Source organism: Bacillus pretiosus, from assembly GCF_052947655.1.
Window position 1 is genome coordinate 382,616 of the sequence record NZ_CM129593.1, and the last position, 26,707, is coordinate 409,322.

Genomic DNA, 26,707 nt, shown 5'->3' on the forward strand with positions numbered 1-26,707 from the left:
TAGAAAACAATGAATCTATGTTTTACTGCCGCAGAACAGTATTACATTATGCTGTCCCTTTAGCTCGTTCGTTAGGAAATGGCATATTTAATATGGAGGCAATGTACTGTTTTCCATGCATTCGAGCTAATGATTCTAATATTTGACGGACGCGTTTTGTAAGATGTCCTTGTTCCTTTATAGCTTCACAATATGCGTCATAGAAAGCGTATTTAGCCCAAAGGAAATCATCTTGTTGGAATAAAAAATGATTTTTGTACCATTCCCCAATTGTATGGTAACAATTGTTTTCATGTATTGCTGCGCTTTGAGAAAGAATACGATCAGATAAAGATGTAGTTAAATGAGAAATTGTGTTTTCTGTTTCAAATTGTAATGTTTTTTCTAACATTGTAATGATGTGACGAGTAGCCATATGTTAACTCTCCTTTGTGTAAATGGGTAATACCATTCTATATTTAAAAAATCCTTACTATATTATTATACAATATATGGAATGCATCCACCTTCTTTTTAAATTGCATTTACAAAATCTTTTTTATTTGTTTACAAAAATAAAGTAAGATACAGTATATATGAAAAAATAATAAAGGAATGAACGCGTTGTATATAACAGTAGAAGAAGCTGCGGAGTATTTGAATTTACCAAAGTCGTATATTGAAGAGCTAATTCAGCAAAAGAAAATTCGTGCACTATTTGATGGAGAGCAATATTTATTAAATAAAGAACAATTCAATACACATTTAGAACAAATGGAGAAATATAAGCAATTAGTGGAAGATATATTGAATGAACCAATTCCAGAAGATATGGATGTTAAAGACGAAGATTAAACTATGGGAAATCCCGTATGAAGATATGCAGAAATGTATCTTCATACGGGATTTTTTGTTTAAAGATATTAAAAGCCTAAGGAGCGTTTAGCATTTCTTCGAATTTTGATAGGTAGTAGTCTACCATGTTAAAAGCATATTTTTTTCTAGCTAGGACAAACATAGAGAACGTAACCTGTACAGATACATATACTATCAGTGCAAATGCTTATAAATTAATGGAAGGGGTTTTCTCGTGAGTTTATTTCATTGTGATTTTTTGAAAGACTTAATTGGATCTTTTGTGAGAGTAAACAGGGGTGGTCCAGAATCTCAAAAAGGAACAATAATATCAGTATGTCCGGACTACTTCGTATTGCAGAATGAAAAAGGTGAGCTTTATTACTATCAACTTAGTCATCTAAAAAGTATTACAAAAAATGCGAAAGACTGTGGATCAAGTGATTGCGATTGGGAAGATTGTGCATGTGCAGAAGACTTTGAAGCACTACTTCAAAGCTTCAAATATTGCTGGGTGAAAATTAATCGCGGTGGTCCAGAGAAAGTAGAAGGCATCTTACAAGATGTTTCGTGTGATTTCGTAACATTGATCGTAAAAGAAGAAATTATATTAGTTGCAATAAAGCATATTAAAAGCGTTAACTATAATGCATTAGCATGCGGAGAGAGCGATGAGAGCGACGATAGTAGTAGTAAGGAAAGTAGTAGCAATAATTCAGGTCGCGCTCGTGCACAAAGACAATCAAGTAGAGGAAGATAATAAGAAAGGGGGATACGAAATTGGAGAGCATATTATGCTGTGAGCAAATTAAGTGTTTAGTCGGTGAGACTGTAAAAGTAAATCTTCGTGGACCAGAGAGTCGAGTGGGGGTACTTGTATCGTTAGGAAGAGATTACCTTACATTACAACTTCCTCTTGGTGAACTAGTATATTACCAACTAAAGCATGTGAAGAGTCTAGTTAAGAAAGTGAAAGAAAGTAAATGTGGCGATTGCTATGTTTCAAGTTTCTGCTCTGATGATGATACTTTTGTCGATGTATTACGTGACTTGAAGTATAAGTGGGTAAAGATTAATCGTGGCGGTCCAGAATGTGTAGAAGGTTTGTTAAGTGAGGTACACCATGACTGTATTACACTAGTAAACTGCGATGAAGTTATTTATGTAATTAAGTCTCATATTAAGAGTGTGAGCCAAGTAGTGAAATGTAAAAAGAATGAAGAAGAATAATGTTTGATAAATAAGAGGGGCATTATGGTTGAAGGTGAAGAACGATTTCTTATTTCGGATAGTATGAAAAGGAAGTCTTTACTATTAAGACGGAACATTGCCCCTGATTATTTTTTTGAATGGAGAATAGGAAAGCAAAAAATTTATAGGAAGGAGGATATAGATGAATGAGTTAAACAAAAGTATTGGAGAAAATATATATGTTAAACTAATCGGTGAAAAAAGATTTAAAGGTGTATTAATAGACGTAGGAAATGATATTGTTGTTCTTTACAATGGACAAGACTACGTATATATATCTTTATACCATGTACAATATTATAAATTTTTAAGACCATATGATGAGGAAATATCAAAACCAGATGTTGACTCTGTAATTAAGAGGGAATCGCCTTCTATTTCTTTAAGAAAAGTATTAAGCACTTCTAAAGGGATTTTTACAGAGGTTTATGTAGCAGGAAATGCTCCAATACATGGTTATGTTACAAGTGTAATGAACGATTATATTGTTTTTTATAGCCCAGTTTATAAAACAGTATATATATCTTTAAAGCATTTGAAATGGTTAATTCCGTATAAAGAAAACCAAGTCCCGTACGCCCTCAATAAAAATGAACTCCCCGTGAATCCATTAAATATTACGTTAGCTAGAACATTCGAAGAACAGCTTATTAAAATGTCCGGCAAAATCATGGTGTTCGATTTAGGTGAGGAATCTAATAAAATCGGAAAGATGGCAAAGATTGATGAAGGGCATATTGAAATATTAAAAGCACGTGATGCAAAAATGTATGTGAATATTCAACATGTGAAATCTGTCCATTGTCCGTAATCTAGTTGAAAGGGCTGGCTTTTTCTTTTATATGCAGAAGAAAAGGTCGAGCCTATTTGTTTAGCTCGATTTGAATATGAGAGGGAAAATGAATTGAATATAAATGTGTTAGTGTGACCTTTGAAGAGGAAATCTTGTGCAAAATTATAAAAAATATGTACGAGCCATTTTTTATATATTCAATTTATTTTTTTGTGGGAGAACTGCTCAACTAATATATTAAAGGGGTTTTGTTTGTGGAGCAGTTTCCAAATTCGTTATCGATTACATTACTTGGTAGTGCTGGTGGAGCAGCAAAAGCAGTTTTAGCAATTTTAAATCAAGCGATAGCAAATGAAAAAGACCCGATTTATGAAGCGATAAAGAATGTTACATTTCATTTGGTTGACATAAAACAAAAAGATAGGGCTTATTATGGTGAGTTGTTTCCAAATTTGAAAGATCAATTGTTTTTATATGAAATTGACCTTCAAGATGTAGTGAAATTCAAACAACATTTGAAAGAAAAAAGCACGGGTGTTGTTATTGATGTTTCGGGGGCAGATACAATCAGAGTATTAAGTTGTTGTAATGAACTTGGAATTTGTTATATTAATTCAGCTTTGGAAAATGAGGAAGTAGATCAGGACGATAGTTTAATCGGTTTTCAGCTTACGGAAAGATATACGAGGTTTGAGAAGGAGAAAGAGAAATTTACAAATACAAAAGCAATTATAGGCTCAGGTATGAATCCAGGTGTTGTTCAATGGATGGTTGTTGAACTTATGAAGGAACGTCCAAAGGAAAAGCCAAGAGCATGTTATATAGTAGAACATGATACGTCATTTTTAAATGATACAGCACTTATAAAGCCTCATACACTTTATGCTTCATGGGCAGTAGAGCGATTTCTAGATGAAGCGATATGGAGTTATCCGATGTATATGAGTCATCATCGTCCTCTTTATTTTTATGAAGATGTATATGCTTCAGAGTATAAAGTAAAGTTAGGAGAGAAAGAGTTTTATGGCTGTTTAATGCCACATGAGGAAGTTTTAATTTTAGGAAAAAACTTCAATATGGAAGTGGGTTTTCTTTACCGAATTAATGAGTATACGACTAATGTAATTAGACAGAACTTAGATCAAGTAGAAGATTTATGGAGTTGGAATCGTAAAGTATTTAATCCAGCCGAAGAAGAGATTGCCGGCGAGGATCTAGTAGGTGTATTACTCGTTTATGAAAATAGTGAGACATATATGTATAACGTGATGAATAGCAGTCAAGTTTTTCATAAATATAAAACGAATGCGACTTACTTCCAAGTAGGATGCGGAATTTATGCTGGCTTGTGTAGTTTACTGTTCGATAACTTTAAACAAGGTGCCTATTATGTAGAGGAATTATTATTAAATACAGAGAGTAAGTACGGAGAATATTTGAATTTATATATGAAGGATTTTGTAGTGGGCGGAAATGACTTTACGGATGGATTGCTACATGATCGGGTAAGATGGATATAAGTTGTGACGAAAAGGAAGGGGAAATCTCCTTCCTTTTCGTATGATAAGGTTACATCTTACCCTGAAAGCAATTTCATACTTATAATTTAAGGAGATAATATGTAGAGCTTTTGTATTGAGTATGAGGAGTATTTATATGAACAAATTTAAAAGCTTGATATATGAGGAAAGAGAAGCTTTAAAAGTATTTAAAAAAATTAACGGATTTGTTAGAGAAAATCGGTAAAGATTTTTACAAAACAAAGGAGAATGGTACGGGACTGGGGTTAATGATTACATATAAAATCATTGAGGAACATCAAGGAAGTATCGCGATTCAAAGTAGCATGGGAATAGGAACGAAAGAGGAAATTTTTTACCGACAGCATAATGTGCTAGAGAAAAATATTTTTCAGAAAAGTGTTCTTGTTGTGTAAATATAAACATTTTATAAAATGTTTCAAGAAGGGTTTTTTTTATAAAATACTTCGTTTATAATGGAGGAAAATATCGACATGAGATTTATTATTCATGTAACGGTTCGGTAGTGTTAGAGAAAGAAGGGGTGCACGCGCATCCTTTTTTCTATGCAGATATTATGAAAGAGGTGGTATGATGGAATTAACATTAAATTCGACTGTATGTTTACACACGATTCAATTTCGAAAAGAGCAAAAGAATTATATTGTAAAAGATACAATTACAGGAGAAAAATATGAAATGCCGCCACTTTGGATTGATGCATTGGCAATGATGCGTGACGGTTTTTTATTGGGGGAAATTGAGGAGAAATTAAAAGAAGAGTATCCAGACGAAGAAATAAATATGTTAGCATTTACGAGGCAACTGTTAGAGCTAGAGCTTGTCGGAATGGTAGATGGCGAAGAAATAGCTTGTACAAAGAAGAAAGAGAAAGATTATTTAGCTTGGTTACGTCCTCGTGTTGAGCAATTCTTTCTTAGTTTAAATAAAAAAAATAGAAGCAAAGGTCAATGATGATCTTTGCTTTTTTGTATAGTTTGTTTAAAAAATTACAGCGAATGCCCTTGCGAAAGCACCGTCGCTATCTTTAATTTTTAAAGGTGCCGCTGAGAAAAAGAAACGTTTCGTGTTAATTGCATCTAAGTTTGTTAAGTTTTCGATTAAATAAATATTATTCCCAAGTAGTATGTGATGAATTGGCGATGTTTCTGTCGTTACCTCATCAGGAGAGATGAAATCTAAACCGACAGATTTTACTTTTAATTGAACTAGTTCTTCAGCTAATTCTTCAGAAAGATAAAAAGCTTCTTTCTCATATGCTTCTGTATTCCATTTCGTAGATAGATTGGAATGGAAAATGACAATATCACCTTCTTTTATGTCAGCGTTGTGTAATACTTCTTTAGGTAGTTTTCGTTCTTGTACATGAGTTACATCAATAAGAACAGCTTCGCCTACAAATTGATCTAGGGGTAATTGATCAATAGTCGTTGCGCCTGAAATGAAATGAGCAGGAGCATCACAATGCGTGCCAACATGAACGACAGAATGAAAATCTGTAACTTGATAGCCTGTCTCTTCAACGCTTGTAATGGCTCCTAAATTGATTTTTGGTGTTCCAGGGAATTGGGACATATTGTTTTCAAATGTTTGTGATAGGTCAATTACTTTCATTTTAAATACCTCCAATATATGTTTTGAAATAAAAAAACTCACCTTTCATAATCAAGAAAGATGAGTTTTGTACACAATAGTTACGTTTTATCTTTCAAAATGCAATGCATTTTGCAGGAATTAGCACCTATTCAGTTTGTATAAACTGAGGTTGCTGGGCGTCAAAGGGCCGGTCCCTCTGCCTCTCTTGATAAAGACATATTAAGTTTTCGTTTCTGAATATTCACTACTTTTAAATTGTAATTCATTTCCTTTTTTCGTGCAATATAAAATAGGTATTCACCCAAATAAAGTTGCTCGCATATTGTAGCTTATGTAAATAGAATGCTGCGAAGGAGTGAGTGCAGTGACAGGGAATGTATTGAATTATTACGCTGGTGGAAATACAGCTAGAGGATTTCATAATTTATACGATGAGAATTTAAAAGGGCTAAACAGGTTATTTATTTTAAAGGGTGGTCCTGGAACCGGGAAATCTTCTTTAATCAAAGCAATAGGTCGCGAGTGGGTTGAAAAAGGATATGATATTGAATTTTTACACTGCTCTTCTGATAATAAATCGGTTGATGGTGTAATTATCCCGAAGTTAAAAGTAGGAATTGTTGATGGAACATCACCGCATGTTATTGAGCCGAAAATGCCAGGAGTTGTCGAAGAGTATATTAATTTAGGGGTTGCTTGGGACTCAGATAAATTAAGAAAGCAGAAGGTGGAAATTGAACGATTTGTTTCAGAAGCAAGCAAGGCTTTTCAAACTGCTTACGCTTGTTTTAACGAGGCACTAGTTATACATGACGAGTGGGAGAAAATATATATTAATAATATTGATTTTAATAAAGCAAATGAACTAACCGATCAGCTGATTCAGAAGTTATTTACAGATAAAGGCGGGAAACAATCGCTTGTGAAACATCGGTTTTTAGGGGCAGCTACACCGAAAGGAGCAGTTGATTTTGTTCCTAATTTAACAGAGGGATTACCACATCGTTATTTTATAAAAGGACGCCCAGGATCTGGGAAATCAACAATGCTTAAAAAATTAGCTAAGGCAGCAGAAGAAAAAGGATTTGAAGTTGAAGTATATCATTGTGGATTTGATCCAAATAGTCTTGATATGGTTATCGTAAGAGAATTAGGGTTTGCAATTTTTGATAGCACCGCACCACATGAATATTTTCCGAGCCGCGAAGGTGATGAAATTATAGATATGTATGCCTTGATTGTAACACCAGGGACAGATGAGAAGTATGCGACAGAAATTCGTGACGTGTCGATTCAATATAAAGCAAAAATGAATGAGGCGATGTCTTTCTTAGCGAAAGCGAAATCAGTTCGTGATAAATTAGAACGAATATATATTGCTGCTATGGATTTTTCAAAAGTAGATGCATATAAAGAGGAGATTCAAAAAGAGTTTGAACGAATTGCGGTTAGTGTAAAAGAAAAGAACAAGTAAAAAATAAAGGATTTTGGTAGGCTGTCGGGAATTTTCTGACAGCTATTTTAGTATGTAGTAAAATTAGGAGTATATTTGTCGAATTTCCAAGGAAATAATCAAAAAATGGAGAGGGTATGAAATGAGAGAGAAAATTAGAGTGGAGTTAGCAAGAATTGAACAAGAGAATGATGTGAAAATTTTATTTGCAGTGGAATCAGGGAGTCGTGCTTGGGGATTTCCATCGAAAGATAGTGATTATGATGTTAGATTTGTTTATATGCATCCGGTAGAGTGGTATTTATCAATTCATGATAAACGAGATGTAATTGAGTATCCGATTAGTGATGATTTAGATATAAGCGGGTGGGATATTAAAAAGGCGTTACAGTTATTCGCAAAGTCAAACCCAGCTTTACTCGAATGGATTCGATCACCGATTTTCTATTCGAAAAACTCTCATTTCCCAGAACAGCTTCAGCAAATGAGTGATAAGCACTTTGATCCAAAAGCAACGATATATCATTACTTACATATGGCTTCAAAAAATTATCGTGAATTTTTGCAAGGTGAGAACGTAAAATTGAAAAAATACTTTTATGTATTGCGTCCGATTTTAGCTTGTAAGTGGCTAGAGGAGAAAACAACTTTACCACCTGTAGAATTCGATCGATTGATTACAGAATTATCGTTAGAACGTAGCGTATTAGATGAAATTGAACAGTTGTTAATAAAGAAAAAGGCAGGTACTGAATTAGATGTTGGATTAAAAATTGAGGTGTTGAATCAATTTTTAGAAGAACAAATTCATTACTATCAGCAATATGTAAAAGGAATTGAAAAGGGATCAGGAATCGATATTGAGAGTTTAAATACATTGTTTCGAGATATGTTGTTTGAAGTATATGAAAAAGGGCACAAGTGAGTTTGTGCTCTTTTTTTATTTTGTAGGAATAAAGAAAACAGATATAGCTGCAAGAAGACCCGCGAATGAGAATAAGTAAAAATTCCATGCTAAGTCATATTGCATTGTCATAATAATACCGACAAGAATAGGACCAGCAATCGCACCAACTCGGCCAAGTCCAAGTCCCCAGCCTAAGGAGGTAGCTCGGATATGGGATGGGAAGTATTGTGTTACATATGCATTTAATATTTGAGTAATACCGACTGATCCAATTCCAGCAAGGCCGATTAAAAGATAAATGATTGTAACAGATGGTTTAATTGTTAATAGTCCAATACATATAGCTGCCATAAGATAGGAGATGCTAATAACAATTTTAGCCCCTATACGATCCGCGATTGCTCCAGCAAATAATGCACCGATAGCGGCAGTAATATTTAGCATAAGTAAAAATGATAGACTAGATCCAAGAGGGTATCCTGCTTGGCGCATCATCTGCGGTAACCAAGTGTTTAAACCGTATATTAAAAACATTCCCATTATATAAGTAATCCAAAAAAGCAGCGTCGCTTTTATGTACTCTTTTGAGAATAACGTAAGAAATCCATTTTTCTTTCGTATATTAGGTGGGGCTTGATGAGTTTCCTCTTTTGCATTGAATTCAATTTGAAAACGATTAAGGATTTGTTCCACTTCTTCTTGTCGATTACGTGATAACAAAAATTGAATGGATTCAGGTAAATAACGAATGATGAAAGGAATGAGGAGTAGTGGAATCATTCCGATGCCAAACATAATTCTCCATCCGAAATCTTCTAACATAAACATAGACAAAATAGCACCTAACACGATACCTAAAGGATAGCCAGTAAACATAAGAGCATAAATAAAAGATTGTCGCTTTTTTGGTGAATATTCAACAGTAAGTGCTGAAGCTGTTGGAATAACACCGCCTAATCCGATTCCTCCGATAAATCGAGATAAACCAAATAATTCAGGGGAAGGAGCAAGTGCAGCAAGGCCCATTGTGATGGAGAAAAGTGCTAAACAGCATATAAGCGTCCATTTTCGTCCAATTAGATCTGTAATGGTTCCAACTAGAATAGCGCCAATAAACATCCCAAATAAAGCATAGCTAGCAATTGTACCAGCGTGTGCCGGTGAAAGTGCCCAGCTTTTGTCTTCTAGGAGCTTTGGCAGAACGGCACCGTAAATACCTAAATCATATCCATCAGCTAGAATGGCTAGCCAACAAATAAAAACAACAAGTTTTGTAATAGAGCTTGAAAAGATAGTTTTTGTAGATTCTAGATGAGGTGGAGCTGAAGTTTGCATAGTATTCCCTCCTTTTATTTATAGATAAATATATTATTTTATTTGATGTTAATATTTCCCTTCTTATGTCGAAGTTTATCTGAAAAGGTTTTATAACAAATAAAGAAGTTCAACAGGAATCCTGTTGAACTTCTTTATTTGTTTACTCATTATCAACTCGTTTTAACGGTTGATCTGCTGGACCTTCCATAACATCTCCCTCAATTGAAAAGCGGGAACCATGGCAAGGGCAGTCCCAAGTACAATCACCATTATTCCATTCAACTTCGCAGCCGAGATGTGTACAAGTTGTATCGACAATATGTAATTTCCCATCTTTGTCCTTATAAGCACCTGCTCGTTTCCCATTAACATGTACGACAGATCCTTCACCAACTTCGAGATCTTCTGGCTTACGTAATGCGGTTTCAATCTTTCCTTCAATTAAATGTTTCGCAACATCAATGTTCTGGGAGAGGAATGTTTTTATATCTGGATTTGCATGGAAGCGTGATGGTGCATACAGCTCCTTATAGGGATTGTGGACTTTTAGAATGGAGTCCTTCAGTAAATGAGCGGCAGCAGTTCCAGTTGTCATTCCCCATTTACGATATCCAGTTGCAACAAATATATTTGGATTTCTTTCGTTAATATGTCCGATATAAGGAAGCTTATCTAGCGTGATTAAATCTTGTGCTGACCATCTATAGGGAACTTCATCTACTCCAAACGTTGCTTCCGCAAAAGAATACAGTGCTTCGTAATGAAGCATCGTGTTTATTCCTTGTCCTGTTTTATGACTTTCTCCGCCAATTAAAATTAATTGTTCTCCATTGTTTGTTGTATAGCGTAAGGAGCGTTTTGGATCATCAATACTTAAATACATGCCACCTGGATAATCTGTTTTTGCTTTAATGGCAAGAGCATAAGAGCGTTCTGCGTACATTCGTGTAAAGAAAAAGCTATTCGCATCATAAAAAGGAAAATGTGAACAAGAGACAACATATTCACAAGTGATGCGATGTCCGCTCTTTGTAATGATTTGTGGATAATCACCCTTTTCCACATCAATAGCTGTTGTTTGTTCATAAACTTTTCCGCCCATCTCTACAAACTTTTCTAAAAGTGTTTTCAAATAAAGGAGGGGATGGAATTGTCCTTGGTTTTTCATGACAAGTGCAGATTGTACTGGAATCGGAATCGATAGAGATTGAACATAGTCACAAGGTATATTTAATTTTTGATAGGCTTCATATTCTTTTGATAAACTTCTTAATCCATTATCAGTAGTTGTATATAAATATGAATCTTCATTTGAGAAATTACAGTCGATTTTATATGTTTTCACCGTCTCATTTATAAATTGTAGAGCATGATTATTTGATTCATAGTAAAGCCTCGCTTTTTCCAAACCAAAATGATTTATTAATTCATCATAAATAAGATCGTGTTGTGCTGTTACCTTTGCTGTTGTATGCCCAGTCGTTCCATTTAAAATAAGACCAGAATCAATTAAAACAACATCGATGCCTTCTTTCGCAAGTAAATAGGCAGTAGTAATACCTGTAATACCGGCACCGATAACGGCAACTTTTGTCTTTATATTTTCAGATAAAGGGGGAAAAGCAGGGATTTGAGTAGATTCAATCCAATAAGATAATGGGAATTGTGGAAATGTATCGCTTGTCATTATAGAAACCTCCCGATTTTAGAACAATTTTCCTTTTAATATTTCCATAAGATATGAAATTCATGTGTGCTGTTTTAGAGAGAGCCTATTTTTATTAAAAGAAAGATAAAATTATTTTAATATAATTTTGGTGTTGTCGGTATGAAGAGATAGGAGTTGTGCAAAGCTAGATTCAGGTGAGTTTATTTGTTGTTTACACAGAGAGTTCTTGAATAAGATAGAGTCTATAGTATGTCAGTATATATATGCATAATGGGTAAAACCTTATAAAATCTATGTTTTTTCTTTAGTGGAATAAAGTATGATTATAAAAATATAACCAACTTTTATTACTAGGTCATAAAAGTTGTTGACAATATGGAAATTCTATTGATATGATTCATCATGTGGAAAGGTTGATAGAGAGTAAAAAGAGAAATGTTTTTCATTGATAATAAAAGCGAAAAGATAAGTGACGATAGAGTGAGTATATTTTCCTTATACATAGATGCTTTTTAATCAGCTAGTAAAATCAATCTGGAAGCAAGAATTGATATATGTAAGTTGCGCAAGACGCGGCATAAGAAAGGGGCAAAAGGATGAAGGAGCTTCATACGTTTGGGTGGTATGCAGCACGTGTATCACCACATTTGCCGAAAAAAGCATTTAAACCAGTTCCTACACGTTTATTTGGTGGACTGGCTTATTTGCTTGTGGCATTGGCGGGGTTAATATCGATTGGTGTATTTGAATTGAATGTGTGGGCGAATCTAGGAATTGCGATTGTTCTTGGATTATGTTTTGCTTCACTTGGATTTTTAGGACATGAAATTTTACATGGAACTGTTGTAAGAAAAGCATGGCTTCGTGATTTTTTAGGCGCGATAGCATTTATGCCATTATCAACTGGCCCGAAGCTTTGGAGAAAGTGGCATAATGCAACGCATCATGTTCATACACAACATGAAGAAAATGATCCAGATGCATGGCCTACACTTGAGAAACTGAAAAAGAGTAAGTTTTTAAGGTGGGTATATCGCATGCCTCTTCATGTTCGTTCATTCTTTAGTTTTCTGTCACTAACCATTCAATTTACGTTACATTCGACTCGAATGTTCTTTCATTTTATAAAGGAATTTAAGTCATCCAATCAAAAATCTGTATGGCTTCAACTTCTTTTGCCTTGGACTGTTTGGATTAGTTTATTGTTTATTATGGGACCTGGAAAATGGTTATTTGCATATGTAATTCCATTGTTAATTGCTAACTTTATTGTAATGGCATATATCGCAACAAATCATCGCTTAAATCCAATTGTTCCAGTAAATGATCCGTTAGCGAACTGTTTATCAGTAACAGTGCCGCGCTGGGTAGACGTTTTACATTTCAATTTCTCATATCATACAGAACACCATTTGTTCCCTGCTATGAGCTCTAAATACTATCCGTTAGTAAAAGAGAAAATTAAAGAAATGTGGCCGGAACGCTATCATGAGATGCCAATGACAAAAGCTTTGGCAGCGCTATGGAATACACCACGTGTGTATTATCAAGGAAGTGAATTAGTGGATCCGCATAGAGAGCATTTCTATGGTTCTTTAGGAAATGGACTAGATCCTCATAATATTTCATATCGTGAGGAACATATAGAGGAAGAAGAGAGTATTAAAAAAGTAAATCAATAAAAATTGATATATTTTGCAGTGAAAAAGCAAGCCATTTCAGGCTTGCTTTTTTTTTATAAAGAGACTTCTTTTTTATTCTTTTTGCTAAATTGAACTGAATTTGTTTCTTTTCTTTGTAATCGTTTCTCTAAAAGATTAACAAAATAAGTAAATAGAAGAACAAGTACGAGGTAATATAAACCAACGATTATGTATGTATCTAATTGTTGGAAGTTACTTGCAGCAATTGATAAACCTGATCCCCATAATTCGGACAATCCTACATATGCAACGAGAGAAGAGTCCTTTAATCCAATAATAAACTGATTTCCTAAAGGAGGAAGAGATTGACGAAATGCTTGCGGTAATACAATACGGCGCATTGCTAAAGGATAAGGCATACCTAAAGAACGAGCGGCTTCCAATTGTCCACGGTCGACAGATTGAATGGAACCGCGGAAAATTTCAGTAATATATGCACCGTTATGGATTGCTAAAGCAATTGCTCCTGCCCAAAAAGGAGTGAAGACAATAATCGATGTAATACCGAAATAGAGAATGGCAATTTGAACAATTAAAGGTGTACCACGAATAATGGCGATATATACATGAGCAATACTATTTAAAATCTTATTGTTAGAGATTCGAAAAAAAGCGAATAGTAATCCAATTAGTGAACCAAGTAATAGGGATGTTAGTGTTAATTGTAATGTGACAATAGTAGCCTTTAAGAGTGTGGGATAAGTAGACATAAAAATTTCAAACATATGTGTCACCTCATATTGTATGGATTTTGGTAGGGAATGAAATACCCCACATAAAAAGTGGGGCATAATGTATGAAACATTTGACTAGCTAATTTACTTCGTTTTTTCCTCTTCGCCGAGAATATTACGCCCAAACCATTTTTTACTGATTTTTTCATACGTACCATCTTTAATGATTTCATCTAAAGCTTTATTTACTTTCTCAACCATTTCTTTATCATCTTTACGAATAGCAATTCCCATTTCATCAAGATTTAATGGTTTTCCAGCTTCTTTTATATTTGATTTACCTTCTTTGATCATACGTAAACCAACCATTTGATCAGTGATTACTGCATCAATACGTCCAGGCTCTAAGTCCATAAGTGCAGTAATATCGCTGTCATATTCTGTGATTTGATCTGTATGTTTTGCAACAAGGTCTTTAAAGGTACTAGCCTTTACAACACCAATTTTTTTACCTTTCAAATCTTCTGGAGAAGAGATAGATGTATTCTTTTTAGCCACAAAAATTTGGGCACCAGAACGATAATAAGGATTTGAGAAACTAACAGCTTTTAAGCGTTCTTCTGTAATTGCCATACTGCCCAATATAGCATCATATTTTTTCGATTGTAGACCTTGAATTAGCGTTTCCCATGGATTTGTAATAGGAGTGGGTTTCATATTCATTTTTTTCGCAAGTGCCTCACCAATTTCCACATCAAAACCGGCAAGCTTTCCGTCATTTTCTTTATAGTTAAAAGGTTTATATAAGCCACTCATCGCATAACGAAATTCTTTTTTACCATTTGAAGAAGTAGTAGCACTTTCCTTACTACAGGCTCCTAGTATGAAGGATGTACATAATGTAATACTCGCAACAATGGTTAATAGTTTTCTTTTCATAAAACCCCTCCTATATATTGATCATACGGATGGTTTTAAGTATGTTACTGAGATATTTTATTTGGACAATTAGTTGTGCACCGTATGAATGTATTTCTTTTCATTTGAAACAGAAGTTACATTATAAAACGTTGCGTAAAAATTGTTTTGCTCGTTCATGTGATGGAGCTGAAAAGAATTGTGCTGGCGGAGCGTCCTCTACAATCTTTCCGTCATCCATAAATATGACGCGATCAGCTACATCTCTTGCGAAATTCATTTCATGAGTAACGATAACCATGGTCATTCCTTCTTCAGCAAGTTCTTTCATAACTTGCAATACTTCTCCAACAAGTTCAGGGTCTAAGGCTGAGGTAGGTTCATCAAATAGCATAATTTTAGGATTCATGGCAAGAGCTCGTGCAATGGCAATGCGCTGCTTTTGACCACCTGACAGGAGGTGGGGAGTTACATCTGCTTTATCTTGTAGACCGACTTTTTGCAAAAGCTGATTTCCAATTTCCTTTGCATTTGTTGTTTCTAATTTTTTTACATGGATAGGTGCTTCTATGATGTTTTCTAGTGAGGTCATATGAGGAAAGAGGTTAAAGTGCTGAAAAACCATTCCGACATTTTCACGGACTTTGTTTAAATTTGAATGCTGTGGATCAATTCGTTCACCTTGTAAGTGAATTTCACCTTCATCGTACATTTCTAAAAAGTTAAGACAGCGAAGTAATGTACTTTTACCGGAACCACTGGCACCAATTAAAACAACAACTTCTTTTTCTTTTACTTGTAAATCAATTCCTTTTAAAACATCAAGCGAGCCGAATGATTTTACTAGATTTCGAACCTGAATCATACAAAACCCCCAGTCAAAATATATTTTACAAATGTTGCCCCTTATTTCTGTTATTAGTCATAAATTGTCAGAATCCTTTATTTTTTTCGGGTAATTTGATATTCAAAGAAATAATGATTTTAAAAATCCCTATATCTTTCTATAACGAAAATATGGATAATAATATATAGGTAGTACTTATGTTGCTTATAAAAAGGGGGAAAGAAGAGATGGAAAAAGAAAGGAAGACATTTTCCTTTGGCTTACGTACACAACTTATGCTATTTACTACAGTTTTAGCTTTTATTACATATTCAACAAGTATATTTTTTATTTACGTGATATACGATTATTTTCAAAGTTATGTAAGTCAAACTGTTTATAATATTATCGTTATGTTATTAGGTGTAGTATGGTCTGGAATTTTAGCGTATGGAGCAGCAATCTTTTTAATTAAACCACTTCGAAAGTTGGAGGAGGCTGCAAGGAAAGCGGCCGATGGCGATATTCGTGAAGATGTCCCGTTACCAAAAACAGATGATGAGATTAAATCTTTAAGTGTTGCATTTAATATGATGCTAGGGAACTTAAGAGGTATGGTAAAAAATATTGATACTACATTTTCGTATACAAATAATCAAGTTCAGCAAATTAGAAGGCAAACAGGGGAAGCAACAAAGCAAGCACGAGGTGTGTCTGAAACCCTTGCAGAAATTTCTTCTGGCGCCGAGCAATCAGCAGCTTCCATTCAGGCGATTGTTTCTGCTGTTGATACAACAACTTCTATTGCGAGTGAAGTAGAAGAAAAAGCAAAACAGTCTGACGAGCTGTCTTTAGAAATGGTTCAAGCTTTAGGGCAAAGTACACGAGTCTTTACTTCTTTAATTCAAGGTATTCAAACATTGGCAAAAGAAAATGAAAATTCGATGCAAAATGTAAAGAAATTAGAAGAACGAATGAAACAAGTAGAACATATTGTTTCTGTTGTGAGTGAGATTGCTAGTCAAACGAATTTATTAGCACTGAATGCTTCTATTGAGGCAGCTCGTGCTGGAGAGCATGGAAGGGGCTTTGCAGTTGTAGCTGAAGAAGTACGTAAACTTGCCGATGAAAGCGATCATTCTGCAAGAAATATATCGCAGTTATTACGGAATATGCAAGAAGAAGTGCAACAAGTCGCATTGAAAATGACAGAGCAAGTGAAAACGGCTAAAGAAGAGGCGAAACGTGGGGAAGCTACTGAATTAATTTTAAAAGAAATGTCATCAAGTATTATGGAAGTTGCCGATGCAACGAAGCAAATTAGTGGCTATATGAACGAACAAGTGAGTCACATTCATCAAACCGGAGCACAGACGAAGGCTGTAGCAGCAATTGCTGAGGAAACATCAGCTGGTTCACAAGAAGTAGCACGTGTGACGTTGCAACAATCTAAAAATATGGTAGTAATCGATCAATTGTTAAAGGATTTAGAAAAGCAAGCAGCAGACTTGAAACAAACAATTGAACGATTTTCAATGTAAAAAGGAAGAACAGCATTCTGTTCTTCCTTTTTACGTATGAAAGGGTGGGATACTTTGTTGAAAACGAAAAACATTGCAAGGATCATATATGGTTTTCACTTTACGCAATCTTTGAAAGTTAGGGCCGTAATAACTAGTTTGCCAATTTTTAATGTCGATATCGGGCCAATTGATAAAGCTGTCTCGTAAATCTTTAACCGAGCATATGTAACGTGCGTGGACAAGAGCAGGTGAGGAATGAGATTTGCTTTTGTGAGAAATAAATAAAGCATAAGAATAAGGAATCTACATAGAGTTCAATGAAAACAGTTGCAAACTATTCATATTTTGTTATGATAGTGTTACGAAAACGTTTGCATAAATTTCTGATGGGATGCAAAAGGAGAGAATGACTATGAAAAAGACATGGTGGAAAGAAGCGGTTGCGTATCAAATTTATCCGCGTAGCTTTATGGATTCAAATGGTGATGGTATTGGAGATTTACAAGGTATTATTGCAAAACTGGATTATTTAAAAGATTTAGGTATAGATGTAATTTGGATTTGTCCAATGTATAAGTCACCTAATGATGATAATGGCTATGACATTAGTGATTATCAAGATATCATGGATGAATTTGGTACGATGGAAGACTTTGATGCTTTACTAGATGAAGTTCATAAGCGTGATATGAAGCTTATTATTGATTTAGTTATTAATCATACGAGTGATGAACATCCATGGTTTATTGAGTCACGTTCATCTAAAGACAATCCGAAGCGTGATTGGTATATTTGGCATGATGGTAAAGATGGTGCGGAACCAAACAACTGGGAAAGTATTTTTAATGGTTCGGCATGGGAATATGATGAAGTAACAGGACAATATTATTTACACTTATTCTCGCGTAAACAACCAGATTTAAACTGGGAGAATAAAGAGGTTCGCGAAGTGTTATACGATACAGTTAATTGGTGGCTTGATAAAGGAATTGATGGTTTCCGAGTGGATGCAATCAGCCATATTAAAAAAGAAGATGGTTTCAAAGATATGCCAAATCCAAAAGAACTAAAGTATGTACCATCTTTTGATAAACATATGAATGTGGATGGTATTCAACCTTTATTAGAAGAGTTAAAAGAAAATACGTTTTCTAAGTATGATATTATGACTGTTGGTGAAGCGAATGGCGTTAAGATTGAAGATGCTGAGCTTTGGGTTGGAGAAGAGCAAGGTAAGTTCAATATGGTATTCCAATTCGAACATTTAAGTTTATGGGATGCAGAAAAGAAGAAAGATCTTGATGTTGTAGGTTTGAAAAAGGTATTAACGAAATGGCAAAAAGGGTTAGAAAATAAAGGATGGAATGCTTTATATATTGAGAATCACGATAAGCCACGTATCGTTTCAACTTGGGGAGACGATAAACAATATTGGCGTGAAAGTGCAACAGCTCTTGGAGCAATGTATTTCTTTATGCACGGTACACCGTTTATTTATCAAGGACAAGAAATTGGGATGACAAATGTTCAATTCCCAAATATTGAAGATTATGATGATGTAGCAATTAAAAATTTATATCGAGAGAAAATTGCAGAGGGCGTATCACATCAAGATATGATGGAAATTATATGGGCTTCTTGCCGCGATAATTCACGTACTCCTATGCAGTGGAACGATGAGATGAATGCTGGCTTTACAACAGGTGCATCTTGGTTTGGTATGAATCCAAACTATAAAGAAATTAATGTTGAAAAGCAAAAGAATGAAGAGAACTCTATTTTCAATTTCTATAAGAAAATGATTGCCTTGAAAAAAGAGCACGATGTACTGAATTACGGTACGTATGATTTACTTTTAGAAGATGATCCGCAAATTTATGCATATACTCGTACATTAAACGATGAAAAAATCGTTGTAATTAGTAATATCTCAAAAGAGGTAGCTGTGTATAATGAAGGTTCATTTGCACTAGAACGCAAACGTTTGCTTTTAAATAACTATAGAGTTGCGGAAAATGAAAAAGTAACTTCAATCACGTTAAAACCTTATGAAACAAGGGTTTATCGCATTTCATAATAAAAAAGGATGCTCTTAGAGCATCTTTTTTTATGAAAAAAAATAAATTTCTGTTGCAAAGTGAAAACGCTTTTATTAAAATAGATTTATGAAAACGGTTGCGTAAAGATAAAAATAAAGTAACGTAAGGAATCGTTTTCATAATAGAAACAGAAATTATCATTTAAATCATTATGTTGTTATAAATAAAGGGGAGGAAGAACAGATGAAAATTACGTCTTTTGATTTTTGGCAAAAGTTCGGGAAAGCATTATTAGTTGTTGTAGCTGTAATGCCAGCAGCTGGTTTAATGATTTCTATCGGTAAGTTAATTGGGATGTCTGCTGGGGATATTAATGCAGTTCATACAATCGCTCGCGTAATGGAAGACATCGGTTGGGCAATCATTACAAATCTACACATCTTATTCGCAGTAGCAATTGGGGGATCTTGGGCGAAGGATCGCGCAGGTGGTGCATTTGCAGCGCTATTAGCATTCGTCTTAACAAACAGAATTACAGGAGCTATATTTGGCGTAAACGCTGAAATGTTAGCGGATTCAAAAGCGACAGTTTCTTCAGTATTAGCAGGAGATTTAGTTGTAAAAGATTACTTTACTTCTGTACTTGGTGCACCAGCATTAAACATGGGAGTTTTCGTAGGGATTATTACAGGTTTCTTAGGAGCTACTCTATATAACAAATATTATAACTATAATAAACTACCACAGGCATTAGCATTCTTTAACGGAAAACGATTCGTACCATTCGTTGTAATTGTTTGGTCTACAGTCACTGCAATTGTATTATCACTTTTATGGCCGTTCATCCAAAGTGGATTAAATGAATTCGGTCGCTGGATTGCAGCATCTAAAGATAGTGCACCAGTTGTTGCACCATTTGTATATGGAACGTTAGAGCGTTTACTATTACCATTCGGTTTACATCATATGTTAACGATTCCGATGAACTACACAGAGCTAGGCGGAACATATACGATGTTAACTGGTTCAAAAGTTGGACAAATTGTAGCAGGACAAGATCCTTTATGGCTTGCATGGATTACAGACTTAAATAATTTACTAGCAAATGGAGATACGAAAGCATATAACGATTTATTAAATAACGTTGTACCAGCTCGTTTCAAAGCTGGACAAGTTATTGGCTCAACAGCAGCGTTAATGGGTATTGCTTTCGCGATGTTCCGTAATGTTGATAAAGAAAAACGTGCAAAATATAAACCAATGTTCTTATCGGCTGCATTAGCAGTATTCTTAACAGGTGTAACAGAACCAATTGAATTCATGTTCATGTTTATTGCTCCAGTATTATATGTTGTATATGCAATTACAACAGGACTTGCATTCGCATTAGCAGATTTAATTAACTTACGTGTTCACGCATTTGGATTTATTGAATTAATTACTCGTACACCGATGATGGTTAATGCAGGACTAACAAGAGATTTAATCAATTTCGTTATCGTTTCATTAGTGTTCTTCGGTCTGAACTTTACATTATTCAATTTCTTAATTAAAAAATTCAATTTACCAACACCAGGACGTGCAGGTAACTATATTGATAATGAAGATGAGTCATCAGAAGGAACAGGAAATGTACAGGATGGTTCATTAGCAACAAAAGTTATTGATTTATTAGGTGGTAAAGAAAATATTGCTGACGTAGATGCTTGTATGACGCGTTTACGTGTAACAGTAAAAGATTTAGATGTTGTTGCACCAGAAGCACAGTGGAAACAAAATGGTGCTTTAGGACTTATCGTAAAAGATAAAGGTGTACAAGCAGTATATGGTCCGAAAGCTGACGTATTAAAGTCAGACATTCAAGATATGTTAGGTGCGTAATAAGATGAAATTGCTAACTTTAAACTGTCACTCTTGGCAAGAAGAGAATCAAATGGAAAAGATAAAATATCTTGCTAAAGTCATTCAAGAAGAAGAGTACGATGTCATCGCATTGCAAGAAGTAAGTCAGTCGATACAAGCTGAAAATGTATGCGGTAACAAGAAAGAAGATAATTTTGGACTTTTACTATTAGAAGAGTTAAAAGCGTTACATGTAAAAGATTACAATATTACTTGGGATTTCTCTCATATTGGTTATGATGTGTATGAAGAAGGATTAGCGATTATAACGAAGCATAATGTTGTAAAAGAAGATACGTTCTTTATTTCAGAAAATAAGGATACAACGTATTGGAAAACACGCAAAATTGTAAGTGCGACAATTGCTTATAATGATAAGAATATAACGTTTTACTCTTGCCACCTCGGTTGGTGGAATGATGAAGAAGAATCATTCAAAGATCAAGTTAATCGTTTGATGGGGCGTGTAGATAGTAATGAACTTTCCTTCTTAATGGGTGATTTTAATAATAACGCTCGTTTACAAGGTGAAGGTTATGAATATATGATGCAAAAAGGTTTGTATGACACATATGAACTAGCAATAGAGAAGGATGAAGGAACAACTGTCCAAGGTGAGATTGCTGGTTGGGATGAAAATAAACATAACTTACGAATCGATCTAATATTGTGTAACCAAAGTGAAAAAGTTCGTTCTTCAAAAGTCATTTTTAATGGTACGAACAGAAATGTAATTTCAGATCATTTCGGTGTAGAAGTACAAGTAGATATATAATAGAAGAAATCCTCACAGATGATGGAAAGCTGTGAGGATTTTTTTGAGGAATACAAGTATTGCCAAGATAAAATACTTGTATTTTTTATGACATTTCCTATATATTTGTTATTATTGAATGTAAAACTAATTTGGTCATTTTGTATGCATACTTTTTTTACTTCGTTATATAATGAAGTAAGTGAAATATTTAATGGGAAAAATAGTGTATTTTCGTTTAATCCACGATGTAGAAAGTGATATAATTGCAAAATGTATGTATCATTTTCTAAAGAAGGAAAAATATATAATTAGGTGATAACTTCTATGAAACAAATTTGGCGTATTTATAAGACAGATTTACGGAATGTAGCTAAACATTGGGCTGCAATTGTTATTGTTTTAGGATTAATGATTTTACCATCGTTATATGCATGGTTTAACATTAAAGCTTCTTGGGATCCATATGGAAATACAAAAGAGGTTCCCATTGCCGTTTCTAATCAAGATGCAGGCTCTAATTTAAGAGGGAAAGATATCAATATCGGGGACGAGATTGTAGATTCTCTAAAGAAAAACAAGAATCTTGGTTGGAAATTTGTAGACCAAAAGCAGGCGATTTACGGAGTTGAGCGTGGGGATTATTATGCAAGTATTACAATCCCAAAAGACTTCTCTGAAAAAATTGCAACGGTTCTGGATGAAAATCCACAAAAGCCAGAACTTGATTACTATGTAAATGAAAAAGTAAATGCGATTGCACCGAAAATTACAGCAAAAGGTGCATCAGGTATTACGGAAGAAATTAGTAAAAACTTCGTTAAAACAGCAAACGGTGAGATTTTTAAAATCTTCAATGACCTTGGAATCGATTTAGAAACAAACTTACCAAGTATCGAGAAAGTAAAAGACCTTGTCTTTAAGTTAGAAGCGCAGTTCCCAGAAATGAATACATTAATGGATAAGGCGTTAGATGATGCGACTCGAGCAGAAGATGTTGTGAAAGTAGCACAAAAAGAGTTGCCGGTTGTAGAGAGTGTTATTAATGATGGGCAGGATACACTTAAGAGTTTAGATGCGTTCTTTGCGAGAAATGATGAAACATTGAATCGTGCTCCGGGAACTATTAAGAATAATTTAATTGCAATGCAAACAGGTTTGAATGGTGCGGCGGCAATTACGGATTTCTTAAAAAATCCATCTGTTGATTTCAATCTGGCACTTCCAGATCCATCTAAATTCCCAGTGTTACCTAATATAACTATTCCGCAGATACCAGAATTACCGCAGGTGAATGGTCAATTGTATAAAGATATAGCTAAAAATATTGATCAAACTGTAAATAATGTATTCGGCTCAATACGTGTTGGAACAACTTATGCACAAGGAGTTATAAACGGGTTACAAAATGGTAATTTTGATCCAGAAAAAGCGAAACAAGATCTTAATAAGGTTTCTGAGAATCTTCAAGGTCGTGTGGATAGTGTTTCATATTTAATTGATGTCTTTACTAAATTTAAAGAATCTGCACCAACTGATTCTGGAAAAGACTTCTTCCAAAGACGTATAGATAAATTAACGAATCTTAAATCAGCTATAGAAAATGCAAATGGTGGCGTTAAAGATATCGCTAATATTATAGGTACAGGGCAAGAAGTGAAACAAGATGTAAGAGATGCTACTAATAAAAAGTTAGATGCAATAAATAATTTGGTAAACCAAGCGGAGGCAGATTATAATGCGACGTTTGTAGCAGATTTTGAAAAAGCGGTAAGTACGGCTGAACAATTAAAAGATAAAGCTGGAAATGCGCAACAGAATTTAAATCAAGAAATAAAAAAAGTTAACGAGATATTAGACAATGGTAGAGAAGGCTATGATCAGGCTGTAAATAATTACAGCAGATTAAAAACGGAGCTTGGAAAAGCAAGAGAAGACTTGAATAATAAAGGGATTAACGGATTAGATTCTACAAAAGTAGCTTTAAATGATATAAGAGGAGAGTTACAAGCTGGAAAGAATTTAGTTAATGATATGATTCCTGTTATGGAAAATGCGAATAAAGTTTTAGCAGATGTAAATAGTGATAAAAACATGAATAACACGATTGCTAAATTGAATAAATTAAAAGATGGTTTCCAAAAAGGAATCGATTTAACTGATAAAGGAATTGACGCTATTAATAAAGGTCAAAAACCAGCAGCAGATGTTATTGAAAGTATTAACGCAGTATCTAAAAGTACTTCGGCTCAAATAGGTGACATTTTAGCTAAATATGACTCGGAAATCACTCCAAATTTCAATGCAGCAATTGCTCGCACAAAAGAGATGTCTAAAAACACATCTCAAATTTTAAAAGAAGCAGACAAAAAGCTTCCAGATGTTAAAAAATTACTAGAAGATTCATCAAAAGGCTTAGTAGACGGTAGAAAAAAATTAGCAGATATTAAAGCTGAAATGCCGGAGACTGAGAAAAAGATTAAAGAATTAGCAAATAAAATTCGTGATTTTGAATCTGAAGAGGATTTAAAAGACATCATACGCTTATTAAAAAATGATGTTGAAAAGCAAAGTGATTACTTCGCGAATCCAGTCAATTTAAAAGAGAATAAGTTATTTGCGATGCCAAACTACGGTTCAGCGATGTCACCATTCTATACAGTGCTTGCATTATGGGTAGGCGCATTATTAATGGTTTCATTATTAACAGTAGAAGTACATGAAGAAGGCGCGAATTATAAGAGCCATGAAATTTACTTCGGACGTTTATTAACATTCTTAACGATAGGTCTTTCACAAGCGTTTATCGTATCGATGGGAGATATATTCTTGCTCGGTACGTACGTAGTCGATAAGTTCTGGTTTGTGTTATTTAGTTTATTTATTGGTGGAGTCTTCGTTTGTATCGTATACTCACTTGTTTCTATTTTCGGAAACGTTGGGAAATCGATGGCGATTATTTTACTTGTACTGCAAGTAGCAGGATCGGGCGGAACATTCCCAATTCAAATGACACCAGCGTTCTTCCAAGCAATTTATCCGTTCTTACCGTTCACATATGCAATTAGTGCAATTCGTGAAACAGTAGGTGGAATGCTTTGGGATATCGTAACGCGAGATTTACTTGTGTTAAGTGCTTTCGTAGTAATTATGATTGTTGCTGCGTTATTACTGAAAACACCAATTAACAAATCGAGTGAAAAGTTTGTTGAGAACGCTAAAGGAAGTAAAATTATTCATTAAAAATAAAAGGTTCCTACCGATAGTGGTAGGAACCTTTTTGTTTAATCAAATTTTAACTTCTTTAATGCTTCTGCGAACGGATTGTTTAATGGTTCTTCTTCTTTGTTCTGCTGTTTCATATATTTTTGAACGTCGCGTTTATCAGCTTTGCTTCCAGATTCCTTTTTACGTCTTTCTTGGAATGTGGATAATTTCTCGCGATAGCCACATTTACATGCAAAGATTTGTCCTGCACCTTCACCACGTAATTCTAACTTCTTCTTACATTGCGGACAACGAGCGTTTGTTGTACGAGATACATTTTTACGATGACCACATTCACGGTCTTGGCATACAAGCATTTTTCCTTTTTTGCCGTTTACCTCTAGCATTGGTTTACCGCAGTCTGGACAAGACTTTGTTGAAATGTTGTCATGTTTATATTTTTTATCACTCGATTTAATTTCAGAAACAATTTCTTTCGTATAGTTCTTCATTTCTGAAATGAATACTTCTTTTTTCAGTTTACCCTTTGCAATTGCTTCGAGTTTTTGCTCCCATTCACCAGTTAGTGTAGGAGATTTCAGTTCTTCTGGCACTAAATCAAGTAGCTGACGGCCTTTTGAAGTAATGTGAATATCTTTACCACGTTTTTCAAGTAAGAACGAATTGAATAACTTGTCGATAATATCTGCGCGTGTCGCTACAGTACCTAATCCACCAGTTGATTTTAACGTATCAGCAAGTTGTTTGTTTTGCGTATCCATATATTTTGTAGGATTCTCCATTGCTGAAAGTAAAGTTGCCTCGTTAAAACGTGCAGGTGCTTTCGTTTGACCTGATGTTTGCATAATTAACTTTACAGTTAATGTATCGCCTTTTTCAATGCGAGGTAGAAGTTGCTCTTTTACGTCATCCATTACATCATCATCTTCAAAGCGGTTTTCATATACTTCTTTCCAGCCGGCATGTAAAATTGTTTTTCCTCGTGCAATGAACGTTTCATTGCCAACTTTTGTGCGTAACGTTAGTTGTTCGTATTCGAATGCTGGGAATAAAATGGCTAAGAAACGTTTTACAACTAAATCATAAATTTTACGTTCTTTATCTGTGAAGGCGGAGAAATTAACGTATCCTTCTGTCGGAATAATTGCGTGATGATCGCTTACTTTACTATCATCAACAAATGATTTATTAGCCTTGATAGGCTTTTGTAATACTTTATGTGCTAAAGGACGGTATTCTCCAACGCCACATGCTTTTAGCCGCTCTGGAAGTGTTCCAACGATATCAGATGAAATATAGCGTGAATCTGTACGAGGATACGTTAGAACTTTATGTTGCTCATACAATTTCTGCATAATGTTTAATGTTTCTTTCGCAGAGTAACCGAACTTTTTATTTGCATCACGTTGTAATTCAGTTAAATCGTAAAGACCAGGAGAGAATGACTTCTTCTGTTTTTTATCAATTTCCACAACAGTAGCATTATGCTTATCTAAACCTTTTACAATACCGTCAATTTTTTCTTTATTAAAACTGCGGCTATTGCCGTTTGCATCTTGCCAAGTTAGTTTTAACTGATTCGTTGTTTGTGCTTCGATACCGTAGTAAGTTTGAGCTTTGAAGTTCTTTATTTCATCTTCACGATTAGCGATCATAGCGACAGTAGGTGTTTGTACATGTATACTGTTTTTAGGGCGAAATTTAATATATTCTTTTAATAGTAATGATATCAATAATAATTTCACCCATGTACATTTTTACTTTGGGTATAAAAAATAA

The 26,707-nt window shown here is 34.5% G+C and carries 22 protein-coding genes, 3 pseudogenes and 1 riboswitch; of the genes and pseudogenes, 16 read left to right on the forward strand and 9 right to left on the reverse strand.

Translation table 11 applies throughout. The annotated features are described in order from the left end of the window. Positions 1-46: 46 nt before the first annotated feature. Positions 47-415 (reverse strand): hypothetical protein, encoded by a 369-nt coding sequence (locus tag ACU8YW_RS02030; RefSeq protein ID WP_046953739.1) that lies wholly within the window; start codon positions 413-415, stop codon positions 47-49. 179 nt (positions 416-594) lie between these two features. On the opposite strand from ACU8YW_RS02030, the gene ACU8YW_RS02035 reads away from it, so the two are divergent. From ACU8YW_RS02035 to ACU8YW_RS02065, 7 genes and pseudogenes are all read left to right on the forward strand, one after another. Next, positions 595-834, forward strand: coding sequence for a helix-turn-helix domain-containing protein (locus tag ACU8YW_RS02035; RefSeq protein WP_002006755.1), 240 nt, complete (start codon positions 595-597; stop codon positions 832-834). A gap of 235 nt (positions 835-1,069) precedes the next feature. Next, positions 1,070-1,594: a spore coat protein gene (locus ACU8YW_RS02040; protein WP_088061576.1), complete on the forward strand. Its 525-nt coding sequence runs from the start codon at positions 1,070-1,072 to the stop codon at positions 1,592-1,594. A gap of 20 nt (positions 1,595-1,614) precedes the next feature. Further along, the gene (locus ACU8YW_RS02045) at positions 1,615-2,064 is read left to right on the forward strand and encodes a spore coat protein (RefSeq protein WP_088061577.1); all 450 of its coding nucleotides are present in this window, start codon (positions 1,615-1,617) and stop codon (positions 2,062-2,064) included. Positions 2,065-2,227: 163 nt separating this feature from the next. After that, complete coding sequence (locus tag ACU8YW_RS02050; protein WP_001004279.1) at positions 2,228-2,896, forward strand: YwrJ family protein; 669 nt, start codon at positions 2,228-2,230, stop codon at positions 2,894-2,896. A 236-nt stretch (positions 2,897-3,132) separates the two neighbouring features. Continuing rightward, positions 3,133-4,398, forward strand: coding sequence for an S-adenosylmethionine decarboxylase related protein (locus tag ACU8YW_RS02055; RefSeq protein ID WP_088061581.1), 1,266 nt, complete (start codon positions 3,133-3,135; stop codon positions 4,396-4,398). A 209-nt stretch (positions 4,399-4,607) separates the two neighbouring features. Then, positions 4,608-4,814 (forward strand): annotated as a pseudogene (locus ACU8YW_RS02060) (ATP-binding protein); the annotation flags it as partial. 178 nt (positions 4,815-4,992) lie between these two features. Next, the gene (locus ACU8YW_RS02065) at positions 4,993-5,373 is read left to right on the forward strand and encodes a hypothetical protein (RefSeq protein WP_000424111.1); all 381 of its coding nucleotides are present in this window, start codon (positions 4,993-4,995) and stop codon (positions 5,371-5,373) included. A gap of 27 nt (positions 5,374-5,400) precedes the next feature. On the opposite strand, the gene ACU8YW_RS02070 is transcribed toward ACU8YW_RS02065, so the two are convergent. Then, positions 5,401-6,033: a cyclase family protein gene (locus ACU8YW_RS02070; protein WP_046958871.1), complete on the reverse strand. Its 633-nt coding sequence runs from the start codon at positions 6,031-6,033 to the stop codon at positions 5,401-5,403. An 84-nt stretch (positions 6,034-6,117) separates the two neighbouring features. Next, positions 6,118-6,230: riboswitch (SAM riboswitch) on the reverse strand. Positions 6,231-6,379: 149 nt separating this feature from the next. Between ACU8YW_RS02070 and ACU8YW_RS02075 the strand changes: the two genes are divergently transcribed. Both ACU8YW_RS02075 and ACU8YW_RS02080 read left to right on the forward strand, forming a co-directional pair. Then, positions 6,380-7,489, forward strand: coding sequence for a PRK06851 family protein (locus ACU8YW_RS02075; RefSeq protein WP_048541970.1), 1,110 nt, complete (start codon positions 6,380-6,382; stop codon positions 7,487-7,489). Between the two features lie 121 nt (positions 7,490-7,610). Then, positions 7,611-8,393: a nucleotidyltransferase domain-containing protein gene (locus ACU8YW_RS02080; RefSeq protein WP_088061585.1), complete on the forward strand. Its 783-nt coding sequence runs from the start codon at positions 7,611-7,613 to the stop codon at positions 8,391-8,393. A gap of 15 nt (positions 8,394-8,408) precedes the next feature. Here the strand turns inward: ACU8YW_RS02080 and ACU8YW_RS02085 are convergent, their stop codons facing one another. Beyond that, entirely contained in the window at positions 8,409-9,710 is a 1,302-nt protein-coding gene (locus ACU8YW_RS02085) for an MFS transporter (RefSeq protein WP_097889287.1), read from the reverse strand. Positions 9,711-9,852: 142 nt separating this feature from the next. Continuing rightward, entirely contained in the window at positions 9,853-11,379 is a 1,527-nt protein-coding gene (locus tag ACU8YW_RS02090) for an FAD-dependent oxidoreductase (protein WP_088061589.1), read from the reverse strand. A 578-nt stretch (positions 11,380-11,957) separates the two neighbouring features. Between ACU8YW_RS02090 and desB the strand changes: the two genes are divergently transcribed. After that, a complete protein-coding gene (gene desB, locus ACU8YW_RS02095; RefSeq protein WP_064477210.1) occupies positions 11,958-13,043 on the forward strand; it encodes a Delta(10) desaturase DesB in 1,086 nt (361 codons plus the stop codon). Positions 13,044-13,096: 53 nt separating this feature from the next. Here desB and ACU8YW_RS02100 read toward each other — a convergent pair whose 3' ends face one another. The 3 genes from ACU8YW_RS02100 to ACU8YW_RS02110 all read right to left on the reverse strand — a co-directional run bounded on the left by ACU8YW_RS02100 (position 13,097) and on the right by ACU8YW_RS02110 (position 15,521). Further along, the gene (locus tag ACU8YW_RS02100; protein WP_000461606.1) at positions 13,097-13,789 is read right to left on the reverse strand and encodes an amino acid ABC transporter permease; all 693 of its coding nucleotides are present in this window, start codon (positions 13,787-13,789) and stop codon (positions 13,097-13,099) included. A gap of 93 nt (positions 13,790-13,882) precedes the next feature. Next, a complete protein-coding gene (locus tag ACU8YW_RS02105; RefSeq protein ID WP_046953749.1) occupies positions 13,883-14,677 on the reverse strand; it encodes an ABC transporter substrate-binding protein in 795 nt (264 codons plus the stop codon). 121 nt (positions 14,678-14,798) lie between these two features. Beyond that, the gene (locus ACU8YW_RS02110) at positions 14,799-15,521 is read right to left on the reverse strand and encodes an amino acid ABC transporter ATP-binding protein (protein WP_064477213.1); all 723 of its coding nucleotides are present in this window, start codon (positions 15,519-15,521) and stop codon (positions 14,799-14,801) included. A 374-nt stretch (positions 15,522-15,895) separates the two neighbouring features. On the opposite strand from ACU8YW_RS02110, the pseudogene ACU8YW_RS02115 reads away from it, so the two are divergent. After that, a pseudogene (locus ACU8YW_RS02115) lies at positions 15,896-16,081 on the forward strand (HAMP domain-containing protein); the annotation flags it as partial. A gap of 15 nt (positions 16,082-16,096) precedes the next feature. Further along, positions 16,097-17,023 carry a methyl-accepting chemotaxis protein gene (locus ACU8YW_RS02120; RefSeq protein ID WP_414017849.1) on the forward strand — a complete coding sequence of 309 codons (927 nt, stop codon included), beginning with the start codon at positions 16,097-16,099 and terminating at the stop codon, positions 17,021-17,023. Positions 17,024-17,053: 30 nt separating this feature from the next. Here ACU8YW_RS02120 and ACU8YW_RS02125 read toward each other — a convergent pair. Beyond that, positions 17,054-17,236, reverse strand: a pseudogene (locus ACU8YW_RS02125) (BBE domain-containing protein); the annotation flags it as partial. A 181-nt stretch (positions 17,237-17,417) separates the two neighbouring features. Here ACU8YW_RS02125 and ACU8YW_RS02130 point away from each other — a divergent pair. The 4 genes from ACU8YW_RS02130 (at position 17,418) to ACU8YW_RS02145 (ending at position 24,943) form a co-directional block, all read left to right on the forward strand. Continuing rightward, a complete protein-coding gene (locus ACU8YW_RS02130) occupies positions 17,418-19,082 on the forward strand; it encodes a glycoside hydrolase family 13 protein (protein ID WP_262800537.1) in 1,665 nt (554 codons plus the stop codon). Between the two features lie 205 nt (positions 19,083-19,287). After that, positions 19,288-20,925, forward strand: coding sequence for a PTS transporter subunit IIBC (locus ACU8YW_RS02135; protein WP_000705549.1), 1,638 nt, complete (start codon positions 19,288-19,290; stop codon positions 20,923-20,925). Positions 20,926-20,929: 4 nt separating this feature from the next. Continuing rightward, a complete protein-coding gene (locus tag ACU8YW_RS02140) occupies positions 20,930-21,721 on the forward strand; it encodes an endonuclease/exonuclease/phosphatase family protein (RefSeq protein WP_075311954.1) in 792 nt (263 codons plus the stop codon). 306 nt (positions 21,722-22,027) lie between these two features. Then, complete coding sequence (locus ACU8YW_RS02145) at positions 22,028-24,943, forward strand: YhgE/Pip family protein (protein ID WP_426934234.1); 2,916 nt, start codon at positions 22,028-22,030, stop codon at positions 24,941-24,943. Positions 24,944-24,984: 41 nt separating this feature from the next. Here ACU8YW_RS02145 and topB read toward each other — a convergent pair whose 3' ends face one another. Then, positions 24,985-26,673: a DNA topoisomerase III gene (gene topB, locus ACU8YW_RS02150; RefSeq protein WP_426934233.1), complete on the reverse strand. Its 1,689-nt coding sequence runs from the start codon at positions 26,671-26,673 to the stop codon at positions 24,985-24,987. Positions 26,674-26,707: the final 34 nt, after the last annotated feature.

What these genes read in the sequence shown, in the direction of transcription:
- ACU8YW_RS02030 (WP_046953739.1), bottom strand. Translation starts at nt 415, where the DNA reads ATGGCTACTCGTCACATCATTACAATGTTAGAAAAAACATTACAATTT.
- ACU8YW_RS02035 (WP_002006755.1), top strand. Translation starts at nt 595, where the DNA reads ATGAACGCGTTGTATATAACAGTAGAAGAAGCTGCGGAGTATTTGAAT.
- ACU8YW_RS02050 (WP_001004279.1), top strand. Translation starts at nt 2,228, where the DNA reads ATGAATGAGTTAAACAAAAGTATTGGAGAAAATATATATGTTAAACTA.
- ACU8YW_RS02065 (WP_000424111.1), top strand. Translation starts at nt 4,993, where the DNA reads ATGGAATTAACATTAAATTCGACTGTATGTTTACACACGATTCAATTT.
- ACU8YW_RS02070 (WP_046958871.1), bottom strand. Translation starts at nt 6,033, where the DNA reads ATGAAAGTAATTGACCTATCACAAACATTTGAAAACAATATGTCCCAA.
- ACU8YW_RS02080 (WP_088061585.1), top strand. Translation starts at nt 7,611, where the DNA reads ATGAGAGAGAAAATTAGAGTGGAGTTAGCAAGAATTGAACAAGAGAAT.
- ACU8YW_RS02085 (WP_097889287.1), bottom strand. Translation starts at nt 9,710, where the DNA reads ATGCAAACTTCAGCTCCACCTCATCTAGAATCTACAAAAACTATCTTT.
- ACU8YW_RS02090 (WP_088061589.1), bottom strand. Translation starts at nt 11,379, where the DNA reads ATGACAAGCGATACATTTCCACAATTCCCATTATCTTATTGGATTGAA.
- desB (WP_064477210.1), top strand. Translation starts at nt 11,958, where the DNA reads ATGAAGGAGCTTCATACGTTTGGGTGGTATGCAGCACGTGTATCACCA.
- ACU8YW_RS02100 (WP_000461606.1), bottom strand. Translation starts at nt 13,789, where the DNA reads ATGTTTGAAATTTTTATGTCTACTTATCCCACACTCTTAAAGGCTACT.
- ACU8YW_RS02105 (WP_046953749.1), bottom strand. Translation starts at nt 14,677, where the DNA reads ATGAAAAGAAAACTATTAACCATTGTTGCGAGTATTACATTATGTACA.
- ACU8YW_RS02110 (WP_064477213.1), bottom strand. Translation starts at nt 15,521, where the DNA reads ATGATTCAGGTTCGAAATCTAGTAAAATCATTCGGCTCGCTTGATGTT.
- ACU8YW_RS02120 (WP_414017849.1), top strand. Translation starts at nt 16,097, where the DNA reads ATGGTAAAAAATATTGATACTACATTTTCGTATACAAATAATCAAGTT.
- ACU8YW_RS02130 (WP_262800537.1), top strand. Translation starts at nt 17,418, where the DNA reads ATGAAAAAGACATGGTGGAAAGAAGCGGTTGCGTATCAAATTTATCCG.
- ACU8YW_RS02135 (WP_000705549.1), top strand. Translation starts at nt 19,288, where the DNA reads ATGAAAATTACGTCTTTTGATTTTTGGCAAAAGTTCGGGAAAGCATTA.
- ACU8YW_RS02140 (WP_075311954.1), top strand. Translation starts at nt 20,930, where the DNA reads ATGAAATTGCTAACTTTAAACTGTCACTCTTGGCAAGAAGAGAATCAA.
- ACU8YW_RS02145 (WP_426934234.1), top strand. Translation starts at nt 22,028, where the DNA reads ATGAAACAAATTTGGCGTATTTATAAGACAGATTTACGGAATGTAGCT.